Annotated in this window: 15 protein-coding genes; 6 read left to right on the forward strand and 9 right to left on the reverse strand. The window is 59.1% G+C overall.

Annotation, left to right across the window (positions count from 1 at the left end; translation table 11 throughout):
• Positions 1-51 precede the first annotated feature (51 nt).
• Genes IG168_RS15415 through IG168_RS15425 form a run of 3 tightly spaced genes read right to left on the reverse strand, consistent with a single transcriptional unit; the run spans position 52 to position 5287 of the window.
• The gene (locus tag IG168_RS15415; protein WP_193165310.1) at positions 52-2151 is read right to left on the reverse strand and encodes a 3-hydroxyacyl-CoA dehydrogenase NAD-binding domain-containing protein; all 2100 of its coding nucleotides are present in this window, start codon (positions 2149-2151) and stop codon (positions 52-54) included.
• Between the two features lie 36 nt (positions 2152-2187).
• Complete coding sequence (locus IG168_RS15420; RefSeq protein ID WP_193165311.1) at positions 2188-3390, reverse strand: 3-oxoadipyl-CoA thiolase; 1203 nt, start codon at positions 3388-3390, stop codon at positions 2188-2190.
• Positions 3391-3409: 19 nt separating this feature from the next.
• Positions 3410-5287, reverse strand: a complete 1878-nt coding sequence (locus IG168_RS15425; protein ID WP_193165312.1) for an acyl-CoA synthetase — start codon at positions 5285-5287, stop codon at positions 3410-3412.
• 159 nt (positions 5288-5446) lie between these two features.
• Between IG168_RS15425 and IG168_RS15430 the strand changes: the two genes are divergently transcribed.
• From IG168_RS15430 to IG168_RS15440, 3 genes are read left to right on the forward strand one after another with little or no spacing between them, the layout of a single operon-like run.
• Complete coding sequence (locus IG168_RS15430; RefSeq protein WP_193165313.1) at positions 5447-6598, forward strand: acyl-CoA dehydrogenase family protein; 1152 nt, start codon at positions 5447-5449, stop codon at positions 6596-6598.
• Between the two features lie 23 nt (positions 6599-6621).
• On the forward strand, positions 6622-7821 hold the full coding sequence (locus tag IG168_RS15435; protein ID WP_193165314.1) for an acyl-CoA dehydrogenase family protein: 1200 nt from the start codon (positions 6622-6624) through the stop codon (positions 7819-7821).
• Between the two features lie 16 nt (positions 7822-7837).
• Positions 7838-8980, forward strand: a complete 1143-nt coding sequence (locus IG168_RS15440; RefSeq protein ID WP_193165315.1) for an acyl-CoA dehydrogenase family protein — start codon at positions 7838-7840, stop codon at positions 8978-8980.
• 161 nt (positions 8981-9141) lie between these two features.
• Here the strand turns inward: IG168_RS15440 and IG168_RS15445 are convergent, their stop codons facing one another.
• Together IG168_RS15445 and IG168_RS15450 are read right to left on the reverse strand one after the other, a co-directional pair.
• Positions 9142-12282 carry an efflux RND transporter permease subunit gene (locus tag IG168_RS15445; protein ID WP_193165316.1) on the reverse strand — a complete coding sequence of 1047 codons (3141 nt, stop codon included), beginning with the start codon at positions 12280-12282 and terminating at the stop codon, positions 9142-9144.
• 12 nt (positions 12283-12294) lie between these two features.
• On the reverse strand, positions 12295-13470 hold the full coding sequence (locus IG168_RS15450; RefSeq protein WP_193165317.1) for an efflux RND transporter periplasmic adaptor subunit: 1176 nt from the start codon (positions 13468-13470) through the stop codon (positions 12295-12297).
• A gap of 639 nt (positions 13471-14109) precedes the next feature.
• Between IG168_RS15450 and IG168_RS15455 the strand changes: the two genes are divergently transcribed.
• The 3 genes from IG168_RS15455 (at position 14110) to IG168_RS20840 (ending at position 16257) form a co-directional block, all read left to right on the forward strand.
• Entirely contained in the window at positions 14110-14865 is a 756-nt protein-coding gene (locus tag IG168_RS15455) for a hypothetical protein (RefSeq protein ID WP_193165318.1), read from the forward strand.
• Between the two features lie 157 nt (positions 14866-15022).
• Complete coding sequence (locus IG168_RS15460; protein WP_193165319.1) at positions 15023-16048, forward strand: isoaspartyl peptidase/L-asparaginase family protein; 1026 nt, start codon at positions 15023-15025, stop codon at positions 16046-16048.
• Positions 16049-16128: 80 nt separating this feature from the next.
• Entirely contained in the window at positions 16129-16257 is a 129-nt protein-coding gene (locus tag IG168_RS20840) for a hypothetical protein (RefSeq protein ID WP_264300117.1), read from the forward strand.
• Between the two features lie 254 nt (positions 16258-16511).
• On the opposite strand, the gene IG168_RS15465 is transcribed toward IG168_RS20840, so the two are convergent.
• From IG168_RS15465 to IG168_RS15480, 4 genes are all read right to left on the reverse strand, one after another.
• Positions 16512-16937, reverse strand: coding sequence for a cupin domain-containing protein (locus tag IG168_RS15465; protein WP_193165320.1), 426 nt, complete (start codon positions 16935-16937; stop codon positions 16512-16514).
• A 112-nt stretch (positions 16938-17049) separates the two neighbouring features.
• The gene (locus IG168_RS15470) at positions 17050-17754 is read right to left on the reverse strand and encodes an SDR family oxidoreductase (RefSeq protein ID WP_264300118.1); all 705 of its coding nucleotides are present in this window, start codon (positions 17752-17754) and stop codon (positions 17050-17052) included.
• A gap of 44 nt (positions 17755-17798) precedes the next feature.
• Positions 17799-18854 carry an HlyD family secretion protein gene (locus IG168_RS15475; protein ID WP_193165321.1) on the reverse strand — a complete coding sequence of 352 codons (1056 nt, stop codon included), beginning with the start codon at positions 18852-18854 and terminating at the stop codon, positions 17799-17801.
• Positions 18855-18887: 33 nt separating this feature from the next.
• Positions 18888-20474 carry an MFS transporter gene (locus IG168_RS15480; RefSeq protein WP_193165322.1) on the reverse strand — a complete coding sequence of 529 codons (1587 nt, stop codon included), beginning with the start codon at positions 20472-20474 and terminating at the stop codon, positions 18888-18890.
• Between the last annotated feature and the right edge of the window lie 413 nt (positions 20475-20887).

A 20887-nucleotide genomic window follows, 5' to 3' on the forward strand; every position in this document is an offset into this window, starting at 1 on the left:
CCTCGCCAAGTGCCAGGTTAACTCGTAGCGGGTTTCCCATCGGTTTTTCTATTATTTTCCCCTGGCCCACTCGGCAAAGGTTTTGCCGGATTCGGCCAGCTCTTTCAACAGCGGCGCCGGAGTCCAGTACTCCTCCCCGTAACGTTGACCGAACATGACAATAGTGTCGTGGATTCTTTTCAGGCCCACAGTATCGGCGTATTGCATGGGGCCGCCGCGGTAAGCGGGAAAGCCGTAGCCGAATACATAGACCACGTCGATATCACCGGGGCGCTGTGCAATGCCTTCCTGCAGGATCTTGCTGCCTTCGTTGATCAGTGCGCAAGTCAGGCGGTTGAGAATTTCGCTGTTATCGATCGCGCGACGGCTGACTCCGTGAGCCTTGGCTTGGGTTTCGATCACTTCGACTACTTCCGGATCAGTAATACGCGCACGGGTCTCCGGATCGTAGCGATAGTAGCCGGCGCCGGTCTTCTGCCCCAAGTGGCCCATCTCAACGAGAGCATCGGCGATGCAGTAGGTCTTGGGGTCGCCTTTCTGTTCGTCGGTCAGTCCCTGGCGAGCCTTGTAGCCGATATCCAGTCCGGCCAGGTCGCCCACGGCCATTGGACCCATGGCCATCCCCCAATCCTGCATCACGCTGTCGATTTGCTCCGGGGTGCCGCCCTCAATCATGCATAGCTGTGCTTCGCGGGCATAGTGGCGCAGCATACGGTTGCCGATAAAGCCGTAGCAGTTGCCGGAGAGTGCCGGCACCTTGTGGATTTTCTTTCCCAGTGCCATGGCCGTCGCGATGACATCGTCCGCAGTCTTGTCGCCGCGCACCACTTCCAGCAACTTCATCACGTTGGCAGGGCTGAAGAAGTGCAGGCCGATGACATCCTGCGGCCGCCGGGTGGCGGCGGCAATCTGGTCCACGTCCTGGTAGGAAGTGTTGGTGGCGAGGATGGCGCCCTGCTTGCAGCTGTTGTCGAGCTCGGCGAAGATCTCTTTCTTCAGTTCCAGGTTTTCGAATACCGCCTCGATCACCAGATCCACGTCGGCCAGATCCGCGTAGTCGGTAGTGCCCTGGATCAGAGACAGGCACTGGTCTTTCTGCGCTTCGCTGAGCTTGCCTTTCTTGACGGTAATGCTGTAGTTCTTTTCGATAATGCTCAGGCCGCGGGCCAGGGCTTCGTCATCGATTTCTACCAGCTTTACCGGGATACCCACATTGGCGAAGTTCATCGCAATGCCGCCGCCCATGGTTCCACCACCGATAATCGCCACGGACGCGATCTCGCGTTTCGGAGTGTCCTTGTCCAGACCCTTGACCTTGCTCGCCTCGCGTTCGGCAAAGAACAGATGACGCATTGCCGCCGACTGGCTTGACTGCAGGCATTCGATAAACAGTTCACGTTCCTTCGCCAAACCCTGTTCGATAGGCAGAGCAACGGCGGCCTCCACGCAGCTGACGATCAGTTGCGGTGCCATCTGGCCGCGAGCGCGCTTCGCTAGCTTGCTGCGGAAGCCTTCAAACAGTTCCGCCGGAGCGCTGGCGGGATCAATCATGAGATCGCTGACGCGGCGGGCCGGCGCCTGTGCAGTCACCAGTTCGCGGGCGTAGTCGAGGGCACCCTCGAGCAGTTCGCCGTCGATGACGCGGTCGATAAGATTCATTTGCGCAGCTTTATTCGCTGCAACCGGCGCGCCGCTGGTGATCAATTCAAGCGCCGCCTCGACGCCGGCGAGGCGCGGCGTGCGCTGGGTGCCACCGGCGCCGGGGAGCAGGCCGAGTTTTACTTCGGGCAGACCCACCTTGGCGGAAGACAGCGCGCAGCGATAATGGCAGGCCAGCGCGACTTCGAAGCCTCCACCGAGTGCGGTGCCGTGCATGGCGGCAATCACCGGCTTCGCCGAGCCTTCGATCGCAGAGATTACTTCGGGCAGCGACGGTGCCTTGGGCGGCTTGCCAAACTCGCTGATGTCTGCGCCGGCAATAAAGGTGCGGCCCTCGCAGATCAGGATCAGGGCTTTGGAGGCATCTTCCTGTGCCCGGTTGATGGCATCCTGGATACCTTCACGCAGTGCGTGTGACAGCGCATTGACGGGTGGGTTGTTCAGGCGGATAACGCCGATGTTTTCAATCAGTTCGTAAGTGACGACAGACACGATTCATTCCCCGTTAATTATTCTTCGCAGAAATTTTTAAAGCCGCTCAATGACGACAGCGATTCCCTGGCCGATGCCGATACACATGGTGGCCAGCGCGTAGCGACCACCGGTGCGCTCAAGTTGTCGCAGCGCGGTGTACATGATGCGCGCACCAGAGGCGCCCAGCGGGTGGCCCACAGCGATGGCGCCGCCATTGGGGTTAATGCGCGGGTCGTCGCTATTGAGTTCCAGCAGCTTGAGGCAGCCCAGCGCCTGGGTGGCGAAGGCCTCATTGAATTCCATCACATCCATATCGTTGAGGGTGAGGCCGGCACGGGCCAGGGCCTTGCGGGTTGCGGGTACGGGGCCGAGGCCCATAACGCGCGGCTCCACACCGGCAATGGCGCCGGCGACGATACGCGCGCGGGGCTCGATGCCCGCGGTTTTGCCCGCCCGCTCACTGCCAATCAACAGGGCGGCGGCGCCGTCGTTGATGCCGGACGCGTTGCCCGCAGTGACTACACCACCTTCGAACAGGTTGTGTAGCTTGGACAGCGCGGCCATATCGGTACCGGGGCGCGGATGTTCATCCACATCCACGAGCACTGGTGGCTTCTTGCGGCCGGCGAATACTTCAATGGGAATGATTTCTTCGCTGAAGAATCCAGCCTGGCGCGCCGCCTCGTATTTTTCCTGGGAGGCGGCGGCGAACCGGTCGCTTTCCTCTCGGGTAATGCCGAGGTCGGCGGCAATATTGTCCGCCGTCTCGGGCATGCTGTGACCGCCGAATTGCTCGACGATGTCGGGGTTGCTAAAGCGCGCGCCCATGGTGGTATCGGCCATCACCTGATTGCGGTCGAAGGGGCTGTTGGCCTTCGAGACCACCAGCGGTGCCCGGCTCATGGATTCCACTCCGCCGGCTACGAACAGTTCGCCATTACCGGTCTGCACGCAGCGCGCGGCATCGAGGGTGGCTGCGAGGCCGGAACCGCACAGGCGGTTTACGGTGAGACCGCCGCATTCGAGCGGTAGGCCCGCGAGCAGACCGGCAAAGCGGGCGACGTTGCGACTGTCTTCGCCGGCCTGGTTGGTGCTGCCGGCGATCACGTCCTCGTACAAATCCGGGGCAAAGTTGTTGCGCTCGGCGAGGGTTTTGATCACGTGGGCGAGCAGATTATCCGGGCGCACGCCCGAGAGACCGCCACCGTGGCGGCCGAAGGCGCTGCGGCCGCCATCGTAAATGAATGCTTGTGACATGGGTGGTTTCTCCATCGGGTCAGTCTCGGAATTCGAGTGTCAACGGAAAGCCGCGCAATAATTGTTCGGCCTGTAAACGCAGGTCGGCATTGTCCAGGGCAACCGAGGCCACCAGACCGCGCTGTGGGTCGTGCCATGCGGATACCCGCGCTTCGATATCTGCATTTTGCAGTTTCACCGTGAGCGCGAATTCGGTGGCGCGGTTGCGCAGTTCCGGCTTGAATACCTTGCCCACGGCGGTCAGTGGCATCTCTTTAATGATTTCGATGCGCTTGGGCACCGCGGCGCGTTCGGAAATATGCTCGCGGCAGTATTTCAGTAGCGATTCTTCGCTCACGCTTTCTGCTGCGCACAGCGTTACGAAGGCAGCCGGCAGTTCCCCCGTTTCCGCATCCGGCTGGCCAATGGCCACCGCCATGGCCACTGCCGGATGACGGCTCAAAGGATCTTCGATCAGTGCGGGATCAATATTGTGGCCGCCGCGGATTATCAGGTCCTTGGCGCGGCCGGTGAGGGTCAGGTTGCCGGCGGCGTCGAGAAAGCCCAGATCGCCGGTATTAAACCAGCGGTGTTCCACCCAGACTTTCTCGTTGTCAGTGGGGTTGAGGTAACCGGCAAAAATATGTGGACCGCGCACCAGTACGCTGCCCACTTCGCCGGCGCCGCAACTGCGGCGGATACGGTTGCCGTCGAGATCGGCCACCTTTAATTCCATATACGGCAGGCGCATGCCCACGCTGCCCGCCGGTACCTCACAGCTGCCAAAAGGCCGGTTCAGAATCCCGGTGGATTCGGTCATGCCGTAGCCGTTGATGACCGATACCTGGAATTTCTCTTCGAAGGCCGCTTTGAGCCCGGAGGGAAGTGGGGCAGAACCGCTGGTGATGTCCTGCAGACAACTGATGTTCTCGCCATCAGCTGGTACCTGAAGTAGCAGCGCCAGTACCGTGGGCACGGTGGCAAAGCCCTTGATCTGGAATCGCGCCACATGGTGCCAGCAGTTCTGGATGACATTGGGATTGCGGAACCCGGTGGCGGTCATCATCAGCAGGCGCCGACCGGCGAAGAGGGTGGCTATGCCCGCGGGCACGGTGCCGTAAATATGGAACAGGGGCAGTGCCGCCAGGGTGGTGAAGCGCCCCTTGTCGATGGTGCGCTCGGCATAGTTCTGGGCTACGAAGGCGATATTGCCGTGTGTCAATCGGGCAACCTTGGGGCGGCCGGTGGTGCCGCCGGTGTGGAAGTAGGCCGCGATGTCTTCGGCGCGAAACTGACGATTGCTCACCAGCCGATCTGCGGGTTGGCCGGACAGCGCCTCGTTAAGGTCGCATACCTTTAGCGCTCCGCATTCCGGCAGTGGCGCCTGGCTGTCGCGGCGTACCAGGATCAGGTGCTCCAGCCCCGGAGCCATTTCGCTGATGCGCTGGACCTTTTGCCACATTTCCGCGCTGTCTTCCCGACCGGGTGCCACCAGGGCTCTCGCACCAGTGGTATTGATGATTTCGGCAATATGCTCCGGTTCGAGCAGCGGATTGATAGGGCTGGCGATACCCGCCGCCTGGCTGCCCCACAGGGCGATATGGGCCTGGGGAATCATCGGCAGCAGGATGGCCACCGCGTCCTGGGTGCCGAAGTCCAGAGCGTGCAGCAGATTGGCCATCTGGCATACCCGACCCAGCAGCTGGCGATAGCTGATATGAATGGGTTCCTCATCGCGCACTGCCGTGGGCAGGTAGGACAGAGCCGGGTCATCGCCGAATTTCCGCGCTGCGTGGCTCAGCAGTTCGAAGCTGGACAGCCAGGGGTAGCGCTGCCGCAGGGGCACCGCCTCGAATTGCTCCAAATCCTCCCGTGTGAGCAGCGATGCTGCAGGTGGGCAATCAGTTTCGACTTCCAATTTTCTCTCTCCTTTTGTGCATTTACAGCACAAGAGATCTTATTTTGATATGGGTGTTCCGCTCTGCGGTACGCAATGCTATTGTTATCGTATCCGGAGAGTTTTTCAATAGTCAGAAAAGGCAGGCGTGCGGCTAAAAGTGCGTCTTGGGGGAAGAACATGATTCGAGACGGGGAGATCCTGCAGCAGCTGCTCGACACCATCGCCCGCTTCGTGGGGGAGCGACTAGTACCGGCGGAAGCGCAGGTCGCAGAAGAGGATGCGATTCCGGAGGAAATCGTCGCCGAAATGCGTGAAATGGGCCTGTTTGGGCTGACGATTCCCGAGGAATTCGGTGGCCTGGGACTCACCATGGAGGAGGAAACCCTGGTGGCGATGGAGCTGGGGCGCACTTCCCCCGCGTTCCGCTCACTGATCGGTACCAACAACGGTATCGGCTCCGCGGCCATCGTGTTTGACGGCACCGATGCGCAAAAGAACAAGTACCTGCCGCGTTATGCATCCGGCGAGCTGATCGGTTCGTTCTGCCTGACCGAGCCGGACGTTGGCTCTGATGCCGCCTCGGTGAAAACCAGTGCCCGTTACGATGGTGACTTCTATGTGCTGAATGGCACCAAGCGATTTATCACCAATGCACCGCGCGCCGGTACTTTTACCGTGATGGCTCGGACAAATCCGGAAATCCCCGGCGCCCGTGGCGTGTCGGCATTTATTGTCGATGCAGATACGCCTGGCATTTCTCTGGGTGCCAAAGACCGAAAGATGGGGCAGGCGGGTTCCTATACCTGTGATGTGATTTTCGACAACGTGCGTGTGCCGGCGGAAAACCTGATCGGTGGCAGGGAGGGCGAGGGCTTCATCACTTCGATGAAAGTGCTCGATCGCGGCCGCCTGCATATCTCCGCACTGAGCGTCGGTATCGCCGAGCGCCTGATCGATGATGCCCTGAAGTTCGCCGTGGAGCGCCGCCAGTTTGGCAAGCCCATTGCCGAGCACCAGATGGTACAGGCGATGCTCGCGGATTGCCGGGCCGAGGCCTATGCGGCCAAGTGCATGGTGCTGGACGCTGCGCGCCGGCGCGACGACGGCGAGCGCGTCAGCACGGAGGCGTCCTGTTGCAAATTGTTCGCGACGGAGATGGTGGGCCGGGTGGCCGACCGCGCGGTACAGATTCACGGCGGCTCCGGATACATCTCCGAATATGCCGTAGAGCGCTTTTACCGCGACGTCCGTTTATTCCGGCTTTATGAGGGTACCTCCGAAATCCAGCGCATGGTGATTGCGCGGAATATGGTTCGGGAAATTGCATAAATAGTGCTTGGAGAAAATAAGAAATGAATATTGATCTCACAGAAGAAGAATTGTCCTTTCGCGAGGAGGTGCGTGCCTTCTTGAAAGAAAAGCTGCCGGCAGATCTCAGCCGCAAAACGCTGAATGGCCTGCACATGGAAAAAGAGGACTATGTACGCTGGCAAAAGATCCTGCACGAGCAGGGCTGGGCCGCAGTGAACTGGCCGGTGGAGCACGGCGGCACCGGCTGGACCCCGACGCAGAAGTATATCTGGGCCAATGAGTGTGCCGTCGCGGGCGCGCCGGACGTGATTCCCTTTGGCATGAAGATGGTTGCGCCGGTGATCTACACCTACGGTAACGAAGAGCAGAAGCAGCGGTTCCTGCCCGACATTCTCGCCAGCAACGTCTGGTGGTGCCAGGGCTATTCCGAACCCAATGCCGGTTCTGACCTGGCCTCCCTGAAAACCTCCGCAGTGCGCGACGGCGACCACTATGTCGTCAATGGCACCAAAACCTGGACCACCCTGGGGCACTATGCCGACTGGATTTTCTGTCTGGTACGTACCGGTGGCCCTGACGTGAAGAACCAGGAGGCTATCAGCTTCCTGCTGATCGACATGAATGATCCGGGCATTTCCGTCAGCCCGATCATCACGCTGGATGGACACCGCGAAGTCAACGAAGTGTTCTTCGACAATGTGCGCGTCCCCGTAGAGAACCGTATCGGCGAGGAAGGCAAGGGCTGGACCTATGCCAAGGTTCTGCTGACCCACGAGCGCACTGGTATTGCGCGGGTGGCCAACTCCAAACAGCGCCTGGGGCAACTGAAGCGGCTGGCCGCAGAGACCGCCGATGGTGCGGGCAGCCTGCTCGACAACTTGGCATTCGCGCAAAAAATCGTGGACGTCGAGCTGGAATTGCTGGCTCTGGAATACACCGAGCTGCGCGCCCTGGCCTCTGTCAGTACCGGTAAGGCACCGGGGCCGGAATCATCGATACTGAAGATCAAGGGGACAGAGGTTGCCCAGCTGATCGACGAGTTGTTTGTGGAAGCAGCGGGCAATTACAGCATGCCGTTCGTGAAGGACCAGTTTGCGCCCGGCTTCGACGGCGAGCCGGTGGGGCCGGGTACTGCGGCCAACGCGGCGCCGCGCTATTTCAACAACCGCAAGGCGTCTATTTACGGGGGCAGTAACGAAATCCAGAAGAACATCATTTGCAAGGCCGTGCTCGGTCTGTGATAGGGAGATAAGAAGAATGAACTTTTCCTACAGCGAAGAGCAGCAAATGCTGCAAGACAGTGTAAGCAAGTTTATCCAGCAGGATTACGACTTCGATACCCGCAGAAAAATTACAGAAAGCCCCAGGGGCTTCAGTGAGGAAAACTGGAACCTGTTTGCCGAACTGGGTTGGCTGATGGTGCCTTTCTCCGAGGGTGACGGCGGCCTGGGCGGCTCCGCCACTGACCTGATTGTGGTCATGGAGGAGTTCGGCAAGGGCATGTTGGTTGAGCCTTTCCTGGCCACAGCGGTACTTGGTGGCGGGCTGATTGCTGAATGCGGTAATGACAGCCAGAAGGAGGAGCTGCTTGCCTTCATTATGGGGGGAGAACTGCAACTGGCGTTCGCCTTTACAGAACCGGAGAGCCGCTACGAGCTGAACAACGTGACCGTAACCGCTGAGCGTCGCGGCGACGAGTTTATTGTTAATGGTGCCAAATCCGTGGTGCTGAACGGCGAAGCTGCAGACAAGCTACTGGTTGCAGTGCGTACCAGCGGCGAACAGCGCGATCGCGACGGCATCAGCCTGCTGCTGATCGACGCAGAAGCGCGGGGCGTACGGCGTCGCGGTTACGCCACCGTGGACGGCCAGCGCGCAGCGGAAATCTCCCTTGACAATGTGTCTGTACCGGCTGCCTGTCTGCTGGGAGAAGAGGGCAAGGCGCTGCCTGGAATCGAGAAAGTGATCGATCGGGCGACCTTGGCAATCTGCGCGGAAGCGGTGGGCGCCATGGCGGTGACGCTGGCAAAAACCGTCGAGTACACCAAGACCCGCAAGCAGTTCGGTGTGCCAATTTCAAAGTTTCAGGCCCTGCAGCACCGCATGGCAGATATGTTTATCGAAGTGGAACAAGGCCGCTCCATCCTGTATATGGCCGCGATGCAAATGGATGCCAACGGTGGTGTGGCACAGCGTGCGGTATCTGCGGCTAAGAGCCGTATTGGCGCCGCTGCACGCAAGGTGGGGCAGGAAGCGGTACAGATTCACGGCGGTATCGGTGTGACCGATGAGCTGGATGTAGGCCATTTCTTCAAGCGCCTGACCACTTTCCAGTTCCAGTTTGGCAGCACCGATATGCACAAGCTGCGTTTCCTCAACGGCGAATCATCTGCGGCCTGAAAAGGGGGGAACTATTTTAAGGATAGGTGCAATTGTATTGATTGTAATTGTGCAAAAGATAGGTGTGTACGCTGACGGTTAGCGGCAGGAGTTTGATGTCGACAAATGAAAAGGCCCCGGAGAGTTACCAATCCGGGGCCTTCTTTATGGGAGTAGTGCCGTTACTCGGGTGTCATGGCAGGATGTTGTTTTTTTCCTGTCATGCGGCTTGATACGGCTTGCTTTGTCCGGCCAGCCAATGCGCTGATATCGATACCAATTCCGTAAAGTGCTGGCACCAGTAACAGCGTGACAAAGAAGGCCAGGAAAACCCCGAATGCCAGTGCCACAACGGTGGGTTTCAGGAAGGCTGCCTGGATGCTGCGCTCCATCATCATCGGCATCAGGCCGGCGATGGTGGTGAGCGTGGTTAGCAGGATAGGGCGGAAGCGAGAAACGCCGGCTTCCACTATCGCTTTTAACGGCGCCATACCCTGCTCGCGCAGTCGGTTGCATTGGTCCATCAACACGAGGTTGTCGTTGACCACCACGCCCGCCGCTGCGGCGATACCGAAGTAACTGAATATCGCCATGGTCAGTCCCAGCACCCCGTGGCCGAAGATGGCGCCGACGAAGGCGAAGGGGATGGCTACCATGATCAGCAAGGGCTGGAAGTAACTGCGGAAAGCCACTGCCAGCAGGCTGTACATGGCAAACAGGGCCATGGTGTAGAGGCCTACCACTTCCTGAATGAAGCGTTTTTCACCCTCTGCCTGCCCCACTGCGCCGCGGATGATACCGGGGTAGCGCTTTTCCCATTCCGGGAAGAAGTTCTTGTTCAGGTCTTCCATGATCTCGCCGCGGACATCGTCTTTCAGGTCCGCCATGACCCGCGCCGCGCGGTTGCCGTTCCAGCGCTGGATGCGCTTGATACCCGGCGCGTATTCCAGGTCTGCAACGGCCAGCAGTGGAACCTCGCGGCCGTCGGCCGTGCGCACGCGGAAGTCCTTCAGACTCTCGATAGAGCGGCGTGAGGCGAGCGGGTAGCGCACCATTACCTTGACGTCCTGTCCGGCTCTGGGCAGGCGCTGTACTTCTTCACCGAAATAAGCCTGGCGCACCTGGCGGTTGACCGCCGCCAGCGTCAGCCCGAGTTTTTCCGCGCCGGGCTTGAGCTGAATACGGATTTCCTCCGAAGCACCTTCCAGGTTGTTGCGGACATCGTACAGGCTCGAGTAAGTGCGCAGCTGGTTTTCCAGGTCCGCGGTGGCGCGGCGCAAGACGTCCAGGTCGGGATGGCGGATGGAGAGTTCAAATCCGGGACCGTTGTTGTTGAGCGAATACTGCACCGAGACTTCCTTCGCATCCGGAATATCGCCTAGTAGTTCGCGCAATCGCAACGCGGCATCCTTGGCCGACATGTCGCGGACTTCTGGCGGCGCCAGCTGGACAATAGCCATGACGCTGTCGCGGCGGGAGCGCGTATACCAGTTCTCGATCAGTGCGCCCTCACCGTCAGTGCGCTGGTTGACTTCGTCCTCAAGGCTTTTTTCCGCATCCTGCAATTGCGCCAGTACTTCCAGTGCGCGGCTGTAGGGAGCGCCCTCAGGCATGACGACATTGACGATGATCTGGTCGGATTCGATATCCGGCATAAAGCTTTTCTTCACCCAGCCGCTGCCGAACATGCCGAATCCGATCATCAGGACGGCGATGAAAATGCTCAGTGTCAGGTAACGGCGATCCACCGCCCACTGGCCGATGCGGCGGTAGTGATTCTGGGCAAAACTGATGATGCCGTCGGCAATCCGTTTCTGGACACGCCCGAACCGGCCGAGTTTTGTGCGCGGCTTCATTTTGCTGAGGTGCGCCGGCAATATGAACAGCGACTCAATCAGGGAAAACACCAGTGCGAGGATCACTACCCAGGTGATATGACGGGTGAATTCACTGGTGGAACCGCTGATAAAGATCCACGGCAGGAACGCGAATATCGTGGTGACCACCGCGAAGATTACCGGTTTGGCCACCAGTTGCGTGCCGAGTATCGCGGCATTCAGGCCGCCGTCCGGGCCCCGGTTCTCCGGATTATGCGATTCCGTATGAATACTCTCGCCCACCACAATGGCATCGTCCACGACGATCCCCAGCACCAGCAGGAAGGCAAAAGTGGACAGCATATTCAGGGATACGCCCATGCTGGGCAGCAGCACGAAGGCGCCGGCGTAGGCAGTGGCGATACCCATGGCTACCCAGAAAGCCACCTTCGGGCGCAAGCTGAGTACCAGAACCAGCAGTACCAGGATCAACCCCTGCAGGGCAGAGGTGCCGATCGTATCGAGGCGGCTCTTGAATTCCTTGGCGTTATCGGTCCAGAGCGTGAGTTTGGCACCCGGGGGCAGGGTTTTCTGGCGCTCGTCGATCCACTTGTGGATCGATTTCGACGCGGTGACGATATCCATCGTCTCGGTACTCATGACCTGCAGCAGCACCGCGGGCTCGCCGTTCAGGGTAGCGAGGATTTCGTTGTCTTCGAAGCCATCCACTACGTGGGCGACATCGCCGACGCGAATGGTGCCGCCGTCGGCGGTTTGGCGCACGATGATATTGGAGAAATCTTTGGCATTGTCGGCCTGGTTGCGCACCTTGATCTGGTAGGCACCTGCCTCGGTCCTGACGGTACCGGCAGATTGGTTGAGGGAGTCGGAGCGGATGGCATCGGCCACTTCCTGGAAAGTCATGCCGTAGCGGCGCAGGGCCAGTTCACTCACCTCGATGGACACTTCTTCCATACGTGTGCCGAAGAGTTCGACCACGGAAATGGCCGGCAGGGTCGCAACCTCGCGCCGCAGCTGTTCCGCCAGCCGTTTGAGCTCCCGCTCACTCAGGTCGCCATGTACGGCCACGCGAATAAATTCCTCGCGGTTCACCCACTGGTGTACCTGGGGTGGTTCTATGTCGCGGGGGAAAGACGAGATACCGTCCACACGGATCTTGACGTCGTTCATGAAGCGGGAGAAATCGACGTTGGATTCGGCCAGGATATAGACCTCGCCCTGTCCCTCGGAAGAACTCGAGCGCACCCATTCGATGTTGTCCAGGTCGCTGACGGACTCTTCTATGCGGGCCACAATCTGCTGCTCGACTTCTTCCGGTGCGGCGCCCGGCCAGGAGACCATGATCTCCAGACCCGGGAAGCGCACCTGGGGGTCCATTTCCCGCTCCATGCTGGAAAAGCCAATGAGACCGGCGACGAAAATGCCCACCATGGCCAGGTTGGCGGCAACGCTGTTGCGGGCCCACCATTCAATCAGTTTGTTCATGGGTGCGTTCCGTTATTGCTTGGCCAGCTGGGTCATGGGTTGGACTTCCATGCCATCGACAGCGTTGGCGATGGTGGAGGTGACGACACGCTCGCCGTCCGCAACGCCAGAGGTCACCACTACCCGGTCTTCCGAGGTGGACAGGACTTCCACAGTGCGGATGCTCAAATGGTTATCCGGATCGATCACATACACCTTGTCGGCGTTACGCAGTGCTTCCCGCGGCAGTACCAGGGCGCGATGTCCCTGTATGCCCTCGGCGCCAGCGGTGACGAACATTCCGACCGCGAGCGGTACGCCGTTGCTGGCACCGGTGCCGTAGGGATCGTTCACTTCCGCTACTGCGTAGATCAGTCTGGTCTGCTGATCTACCGCCGCCTGGGTGCGCACGATACGCCCACGCCACTGGTGCTGCTGCGAGCCGACTTGCGCGGTGAAGGTCACCTGGGGGCCGGGTTTTTCTTCGGTGGCGACGAAGCCCATGGGCAGGTCGAGCTCCATCAGCTGGGAGTCGGTCAGTGGCAAGCGCACTTCGACCCGGTCGGTGGCAAAGACGCGGCCAAGGGGACTGTTGGTAGTCACGTACTGGCCCACGCCAATATCGCGCCGAATTACCCGGCCGCGAAACGGCAACTGGATCTTGGTGCGGGCGAGCTTCAACTCGGCTTCTTCGAGTTCGGCCTGTGCCGATCGCAGCCTGGCTTCAGCCTCGGCTACCTGGGGCTGGTTAACCTGCAGGGGCGTCGGTTTTTTGTTGGGGTGCACGGAGAGCCACTGCTGGCGCTTGATGCTCGCCGCGGCCTTGGCCTGCAGTACGAGCGTTTCGGCTTCTGCAACGCCGGCCTTGGCGCGGGCTAAGGCGAGCTTGTAGTCGGCGTCGTCCAGTTGAACCAGCGTCTCGCCCGGTTCAAACCCCGCACCTTCCGCGAAGCTATCGGAAACGGCGACGATGCGCCCGGCAACCTGAGGGGTGAGGTCGATTTCGGTGTGGGCGCGCACTTCACCCTGGGTTGCCACGGTGAGATGCACCGTTTCTTCCCGGGCCTCAGAGTAGGCGAGGGATACCAGGCGGTGCTCCTCCTCCTTCTTCTCCGGGGCCGGCTTGGCGGCCGACATCAATTGCACAACCCCAAAACCCAGCGCGAGTACCAATACCGGTGCCGCGACTTTCAGATATTTCTTCTTCATTTGTCTCTTTTGCCTGGATTACAAATTTCGCCAACGGCGACCCTAGGAGCAGGTTGGGTTTTATCAAATCACTAAACTCCGGTTACTGGCTACGGGCTCGGAGCCGGGATGAGCCGGATACGCGCCGGATGCCCATTGCCAATCAGTTTATTGACCACCCAGCGAGGTGAATTGGATGCGGTCGGGGAAAATTTATTTTGTGGAAGATGGACGAGACGACAGGGCGGTGCCGCGCCAAGCATCGAAATAAAAGCGGTGGCGTCAATTAGACCAATCCTCTAGAAAATTTGATTACGTGGCTGAGCTCTGACGCCAGGTCTTTGTGAGCTATCGGGCAGTAATGCCAATTGTGACTTTTGTTCATCGTGGCCATGGTTGTGAAACCGCGAATTTGGCCGACGTGTGAAATCCCAGCTGACGCTTGCGGCTGCTGCTAGACTTTTGACTTTGCAGTCTGCGCCTTTTGCACTGCGTCTTTCGGATAGTGGATAACAACCCCAGCGCTATCCGCTTCTGTGCCAGTGATTGCCCTCCCCATAACAGCGTTCGGGAAACCCGGGATCTGGTTTCGATACCGTTCGCAAATTCGGGCGGGCAGTACTTGGTACTCGCGATAACAAATAGAAAGAAGGGCTCAGTATGTCGGCAAACGAACAGACACCCTATCTGCCCCCATCGTCCGACTTGATGGCAAGCGATAATGAAGATGCGCGGAATCGCGAGCTGCCGATGCAGGGCTCACCTCTGAGTCCCCGCAATCTCTCGATCCTTTTCACGAATCCCACCCGCTACTTCTCCAGCCAGGAATGGCTATCGAACCGCTTCGAGATTTTACTGGTGGCCTGGCTGGCGGGTGTGATGTCAATGCAGGAGCGCATTGATGGATTTCTGTATCGAATGGAAGGCGGTGAACAGATCGCCATCGCGCCGATAATTAATGACTTGATTGGATCGTGGCCGGCTTACTTTACGCTGTCGTTTATAGGGGGAACGGCCAGTGGGGTAATTCTCTGGTTTATCACCGGCTGGTGGTATCACGCGAGGCTGGAGCTGTGTGGTGCCACGGATATACCCATACGGCAGGCATGCGCTGCCTGGCAGTATCAAAACCTGATCCAGGTATTGCCATGGATTTGTCTGGGAATACTCCTGCCGCTGAAATTCTCCAGTTACGACGAGTTCTGGTATTCGGGATCAGTCCTGAACGACTGGTTTATGCTGAGCTGCTACGTCTTTTCTTTCTGGTCCTGCGTAACGAGTTACCGTGCCGCATTGACATTTCCGGTTTCGAAAGGAAAGGCGATGGTCCTGTTCCTGATTTTACCCGCCGCGTTCTACACCTATGTACTGGGTGTGGTGGGAACCTTGTCCTACTACTTGGCGGTTTACTTCTAGCCCGGCCAGGCCTGTTTTAGCTCTGTATCCCTGCCGGGCCGGTGACTGGTGCCACGGATAATGCTGTACCGGGAATGGTTCACCCATCGCTCCTCTTTCATCAATTCCGGCTTAATGTTATTAAATGTCTCAAATAGAAGAATTTTAAGGAAGAGCCATGAAAACTGTCTCCCTATCGCTGATTATGTCCGCGCTGCTGTTCTGTATGCCGGCGCTGGCGGCTGAGCGCCCGATTGCCATCGCTATTCATGGTGGTGCCGGTACGATTGAAAAGAGCAAGATGACCCCGGAGCAGGAAAAGGCTTACCGCGCCAAACTGCGCGAGGCCCTGGACAAGGGCTACGCGGTACTGGAAAGGGGCGGTAGTAGCCTGGATGCGGTGGTCGCCGCCATTACCACGATGGAGAGCTCGCCGTTGTTCAATGCGGGCAAGGGCGCTGTGTACACTTATGACGGCAAGCACGAACTGGATGCCTCCATTATGGATGGCAAGACCCGCCAGGCCGGCGCCGTGGCTGGCGTGCAGCATATAGCGAGCCCGATCAGCCTGGCGCGGCTGGTGATGGAAAAATCACCGTTCGTCATGCTGGCCGGGGAGGGCGCTGAGGCCTTTGCCCGTTCACAGGGCGTACCGCTGGTGGACAACAAGCTATTTGACACGCCAAAGCGCCTGAAGCAGTTGAACGAGGCCAAGGAAAAACTCAAGAAAGAGCGGAAGGTGAAAGATTACCAGGCTGCGGTTGACGCGCTGCCGACGCCGTTCAAGGTGGGCACTGTGGGGGCCGTGGCGCTGGATCGGGCGGGGAACCTCGCGGCCGGTACTTCTACCGGCGGCATGACCGCAAAGCGCTATGGCCGCATCGGCGATTCACCGGTCATCGGTGCCGGGACCTTTGCCGATAATGATTCCTGTGCAGTCTCCGCAACCGGGCACGGCGAATACTTTATCCGCTACAACGTCGCCGCGGACATCTGTGCTCGCGTCAAGTACCAGGGCAAATCGGTGGCAGAGGCGTCGGATAAAGTGATCAACGGTATTCTGGCACCGATCGGGGGAACCGGCGGGGTGATTGTACTCGACCGGTCCGGCAACATCGCGCTCACCTTCAACACAACGGGCATGTACCGCGCGAGCAGGAGCAGCAGCCAGCCGGCTCAGGTGGAAATTTTTCAGGGTGAGTAAGGTGCCTGTCAATCGCAGGTATCCGGCTGGGAAAGGCGCTGGTTTTTAGGCTTGCCTCGCTAAAACAGGAGAAATTGGCCATGAAATCGAAGAAAAGAAGAGTCAAAAGAAATCCACAGCAAATCGAGCGTTCGGTACGCTATTTCTGGGGTGGGGTTTTCCTGGTGGGGCTGTTCGCGGTGCTGTTGATGTATGTGGCCTTGACGTGACCTCGAGGTGAGGGGGCTGCCCCCCCCGATCACCGATCGAAATTGAGAGCTAGGGGCAGATTGTGGTGGTAATTATAGAAATCTGTGGTTTAGCCGGAAATTTTTCACGATCTCTATCCGGCTACCTCCCAGCGGCCAGTTGGCGCCCGATTTGCTATCAGCGGGTAGGACGCCGTTTGGTTAAGTGTCCCGAGCCTACCCGCGCGTAACCCTCCGTCGCTACAAGAATGTAATGACGGATCCGGGGTCAACCACTAGTTTTCGGTGGGCTTGACCAATGGCGTACTGCCATCAGACAGCAGCCAAGCGACGAGCGTTGCCGGTTTTGTTTGGCTCGCATTGCGCGTGATGCGATGCAGCTGGCCGGGCGCCTCGTACCAGGCGTCGCCGGCCTTGTAGCGCTTGGGCGCTTCTCCGTCGAGTGCAGATTCGACTTCGCCGCTGATCACGACCACAAATACCGGGCCAGGGTGGGTGTGCGGCTTCGAGGTGGCGCCGGGTGCGAAGTCCACGCGCAGCGCGGTGGCGTGGGTGTTGGCTTGCTTGGGTAGCTGGGCTTCGGCCAGCTGTTTCACTTCTTCGTCGCCGGCGCCGCCATGGGCGAGGGCGGGGCCGCTGCAAACAGCCAGCGATAAGGCGGTAGATAGTACTGTAGAGAAGGCGAATGAATTTCTGCGCATGGTTTTCACTCCTGGTGGTAAGGGGGGCCAGTTGGATTGAGGTTGGACTGGCGGTAAGTTTAGCCCCGGGAAAGTCGCACCTAATTGCGGCCCCGGGGTATGTCGATGCAGGTCAGAAAGGCGCTTTGCCGATAGAGGCACCGCCGTCGATAAAGAGTGTTTGCCCCGTCATAAAGCTACTTTTTTCAGACAACAAAAAAGCGATGCCCGCCGCAATTTCTTCCGGTCGGCCGAAGCGCCCCATGGGAACGCCAGACAGATAGTGGGCTTCGCCTTCACTTCCCGGAGGATTGTTTTCACGGAAAAGTTTGGTTTCGGTCGGGCCCGGCGCGACGGCGTTTACGGTAATCCCCGTCTGTGCAAGCTCCATCGCCCAGGACCGGGTAAAACTGATCATCGCGGCCTTGGCTGCGGCGTACGACGTTCTGTGGGTGATACCGAGCACGGTTAAACTGGAAATATTGACGATACGCCCCCAACCGCGGGTGCGCATGTGCGGCAGCAGGGCCTGTGTTGCCAGCAGGGCGGGATGCAGGTTGAGACCGATGACCGAGTCAAAAGCCTCGAGCGTCACTTCACCCAACAGCTGTTGCGAAACGAGCCCGACGTTGTTGACCAGTCCATCGAATTGGTATTTCTGCGTTAACTCGGCGAGAACCTCTGCGGTTTGTGCGGAATCGCCGAGATCTACAGAAACCAGTGTGCCGGGAAAGGCGGCTTCGGGCTTGCCGCGTGCCAAGCCCACCACCTGGTGTCCGTTTGAAGCTAAGTAGTTTGACAGTGCGAGGCCAATGCCTTTACTGGCACCTGTGATCATGAAAGTTCTTGCAGTCATAACAGACTCCTGCACGGCTATTAAGCTTAACGGCTAGTTTCTTGATCAGACGGTTCGATTTTGGTGACTACCGACATGCCGGCGCGCAACCGGCCTAGCCCGGCCTGATTCGGTTCGAATACGATCTTCACGGGAATCCGCTGCACTACCTTGGTAAAATTGCCGGTGGCGTTGCTCGGCTTTATCGGTGCGAACTCGAGGCCGGTAGCCGGCGCGATGCTGTCTACGTGTCCGGAAAAAATCACATCAGGTATTGAGTCCACCCGCATGGACGCAGACTGTCCGGGCCGAATATGCGCGAGTTGGGTTTCGCGGTAATTGGCGACCACATAGGCCTTGCTGACCGGCACGATGGCCAGCAACAGGTTGCCCGGGTTGACATAGGCTCCCTGACGAACTGCGCGGTTGGCGACCACGCCGTCGATTGGTGCACTGATGCGCGTATACGAGAGATTGAGCTGGGCTTTCTCGAGTTCGGCCTGTGCCTGCTGGAGGTGCGCAGCCATCTGGTCGCGCTGGGTGCGCAGCACTTGCAGTTCACGTTCCTGGGATACCAGCGCTGCTCTTTGATATTCCAGGCGAGCATCGGCCGCGTCGTATCTTGAGTTGGCCTGCTGTGAATCCTGAAGCGATCCTGCGCCGCGGGTCACCAGGGTCGCATACCGTTTCCGTTCCTGATCGGCAAAGACAACTTCTGCCCGGCCTGCAGTGATGTTGGCGCGGGCCTGCTGGATCACGGCTTTTTGTTTTTCCAAGCTTGCCTCCGCGTGTTTGAGGTTTGCCTCGGCGGCACTTACGCCGGCGCTCGCCTCGTTGAGGGCCGCGCGGAAGTCACTGTCTTCAATACGTGCCAGCAGGTCACCGGCTTTGACATGCTGGTTATCCTGCACTAGTACCTCATCGATAAACCCCGCGACCTTCGGTGCCACCAGGGTGCTGTCGATGGTGACATAGGCATCGTCGGTCGATTCACTGCCATCGAGTCTGGTCCAGATAAATACGGCGAGGGCGATAGCGGCGAGCAGAGCTGCCGTTATCATGGCGTAGCGTTTTGTCGTCGTATTATCAGTGACGTCACTCATCACCAACTCCTGCTTCATAGTTTGGTGTGTTCATTATTTGGATTTTGCGGCCATTCCCGGCGGATATACCCGCTGTGGTACCAGCGGAATCAGCGCGATCAGAAATACCGCCAGTAGGGCCATATATTGGTAGATGTCGGCGCTGGCCAGCACCTGCGCCTGCTCTTGAACCTGTTGCCCGAGCTGGGCAATGACCTGTTCGCCGCCCCGGGCCGCCGATTGTTGCAGCTGCTGCAACACCAGCGGGCTGTTGCCCAGTTGATCCGCCAGCGTAGTGGCGTGATTTTGTCCGCGTATCCGTATCAATAATGACAGTGCGCTGGTTGCCAGCACGGCCGCAAAAGACTTGATGGAATTGAACCAGGCCGAGGCCACCGGCCCCTCCATCGGATGTACCACGCTGGTCGAGGACAGGAGTATCGAGACCACCACCATCGGTTGCCCGACCATCTGCAGCACCATCGGCAAGTAAAAATTTTCCCGCGACCAGGCACTGGTCAGCGATGATCCGAGCCACAGCGACAGCGCGCAGATCGCGAGTCCCAGGCCCATCAGCCAGCGGCAGTCCACCCAGGGTCGGTTGCACAGTGCGGCCACGATGGGCAGCAGCACGATTTGCGGCAATGCCACCAGTAGGGAGAGTGGCGCCATCTGCAGCGGCCGGTACCCCTGGACCTGCGCCAGGTACCCACTGGGAAGGGCAAACGATGTGGTGGCGATGACGAGGAACATCGACAGGGTGAAGAGCGCGTGGGAGAAATTGCGCCGGCGCAATATAAAGAGAGCGAAAAATGGTGCTGGATGGCGGGCCTCATTAATGAAGAACACAGACAGCAGGGCGCCAGCGCTAAAAAGCAGGCCTGTGATGAACGGGGAATTGAACCAGTCCAGCCAGTCGCCCAGCAACAGTGCAAGTACCAGCGCGCATATGCCGGGAAAGCCGGTCAGCAGGCCCACCCAGTCGAACTGGCGGAAGCGTTCCAGGCGCACGGGATCCTGCGGAATTCCGTAAGCTATCGCAGCGAGACAGAGCAGGCCGAGGGGCACGACTTGCCAGAAGAGGAAACGCCAGCCGACAAAGTCGGTCCACAGGGCCGCCAGCGCGATCCCCAGATTCGGGCCAAAGGTTGCGGTCAGTGCGTAGGCTGCCAGCCCGTAAACCTTGATGCTGGGTGGCAGGAAGCGCAATGCCACGGTCATCAGCATCGGCGGCAGGCACCCGGCCATCAGCCCCTGCACACTGCGCATCACCAGCAGCGACGTGTAATCGGGTGCCAGGGGGCAGGCGATACCAAGCACCAGCATGCCGGCAATTGCAAACAGGGTGAAGCGTCGCAGGGAGACGGTCACGGCAAACCAGGGAGCAAATGCCATCGCGGCCACCTGGGTCGCCTGATACCAGGCAGAGAGCCAGCGGCCCTCATCCAGACCCATTGACATCGCGCCGCGTACATCGGCCAGTGCGATATCGATAATATTGCCGTTGAAGCCGGCCGCCAGCGTCGCCACCAGGACGCCGCACAGACCGGTCAGGAGCCGGGGGCCGAATTCCACGGCGCCCGCAGCGGCCTGAGGCTGACCGCCGGATGCGTCGGTGGGGGAGACCTGTGTCGTACTCATGAATACTTCCGGCGTCACTACCCTTGAGGAAATGCCGCCACCATAAGTCTGCGACTACTGGTGATAAACGGTCTCTTTTTCAATTGATTATTGCAGAACCGCGCCAAATGAAGTGGCGACGTTCCTATAGAATAGCTCGCTCGCTTGCCAGGGGATTACACCCGTGGGCGTAGTGGGAATAGCGCGGGATATGGGTAGGGAACGGATGTAGACAATCTCTCTGTGGGGCTTGTTAGAGACGCTTGGTGTTTCTTCCGCACACACGTCTAGGGATCCAGCGATTTCACATCTACTCTTTTTCTATTTGAACTTGGTTTACCACGCAGTCGTCCATGCATGCGGCCTTTTTGGCATCGTCATCCGGGTGGGCATCGGACTCGCGGTAGCCAAAATAGTAAACCTGGTTGGAGGAG

It is taken from the genome of Microbulbifer hainanensis, assembly GCF_014904735.1.
Taxonomy (GTDB): domain Bacteria; phylum Pseudomonadota; class Gammaproteobacteria; order Pseudomonadales; family Cellvibrionaceae; genus Microbulbifer; species Microbulbifer hainanensis.

Excerpts from the sequence above, each read along its gene's own strand:
- IG168_RS15450 (WP_193165317.1), bottom strand. The coding sequence starts at position 13,470 with ATGAAGAAGAAATATCTGAAAGTCGCGGCACCGGTATTGGTACTCGCG.
- IG168_RS15435 (WP_193165314.1), top strand. The coding sequence starts at position 6,622 with ATGAATATTGATCTCACAGAAGAAGAATTGTCCTTTCGCGAGGAGGTG.
- IG168_RS15430 (WP_193165313.1), top strand. The coding sequence starts at position 5,447 with ATGATTCGAGACGGGGAGATCCTGCAGCAGCTGCTCGACACCATCGCC.
- IG168_RS15455 (WP_193165318.1), top strand. The coding sequence starts at position 14,110 with ATGTCGGCAAACGAACAGACACCCTATCTGCCCCCATCGTCCGACTTG.
- IG168_RS15420 (WP_193165311.1), bottom strand. The coding sequence starts at position 3,390 with ATGTCACAAGCATTCATTTACGATGGCGGCCGCAGCGCCTTCGGCCGC.
- IG168_RS15465 (WP_193165320.1), bottom strand. The coding sequence starts at position 16,937 with ATGCGCAGAAATTCATTCGCCTTCTCTACAGTACTATCTACCGCCTTA.
- IG168_RS15475 (WP_193165321.1), bottom strand. The coding sequence starts at position 18,854 with ATGAGTGACGTCACTGATAATACGACGACAAAACGCTACGCCATGATA.
- IG168_RS15440 (WP_193165315.1), top strand. The coding sequence starts at position 7,838 with ATGAACTTTTCCTACAGCGAAGAGCAGCAAATGCTGCAAGACAGTGTA.
- IG168_RS15445 (WP_193165316.1), bottom strand. The coding sequence starts at position 12,282 with ATGAACAAACTGATTGAATGGTGGGCCCGCAACAGCGTTGCCGCCAAC.
- IG168_RS15480 (WP_193165322.1), bottom strand. The coding sequence starts at position 20,474 with ATGAGTACGACACAGGTCTCCCCCACCGACGCATCCGGCGGTCAGCCT.
- IG168_RS20840 (WP_264300117.1), top strand. The coding sequence starts at position 16,129 with ATGAAATCGAAGAAAAGAAGAGTCAAAAGAAATCCACAGCAAATCGAG.
- IG168_RS15460 (WP_193165319.1), top strand. The coding sequence starts at position 15,023 with ATGAAAACTGTCTCCCTATCGCTGATTATGTCCGCGCTGCTGTTCTGT.
- IG168_RS15470 (WP_264300118.1), bottom strand. The coding sequence starts at position 17,754 with ATGATCACAGGTGCCAGTAAAGGCATTGGCCTCGCACTGTCAAACTAC.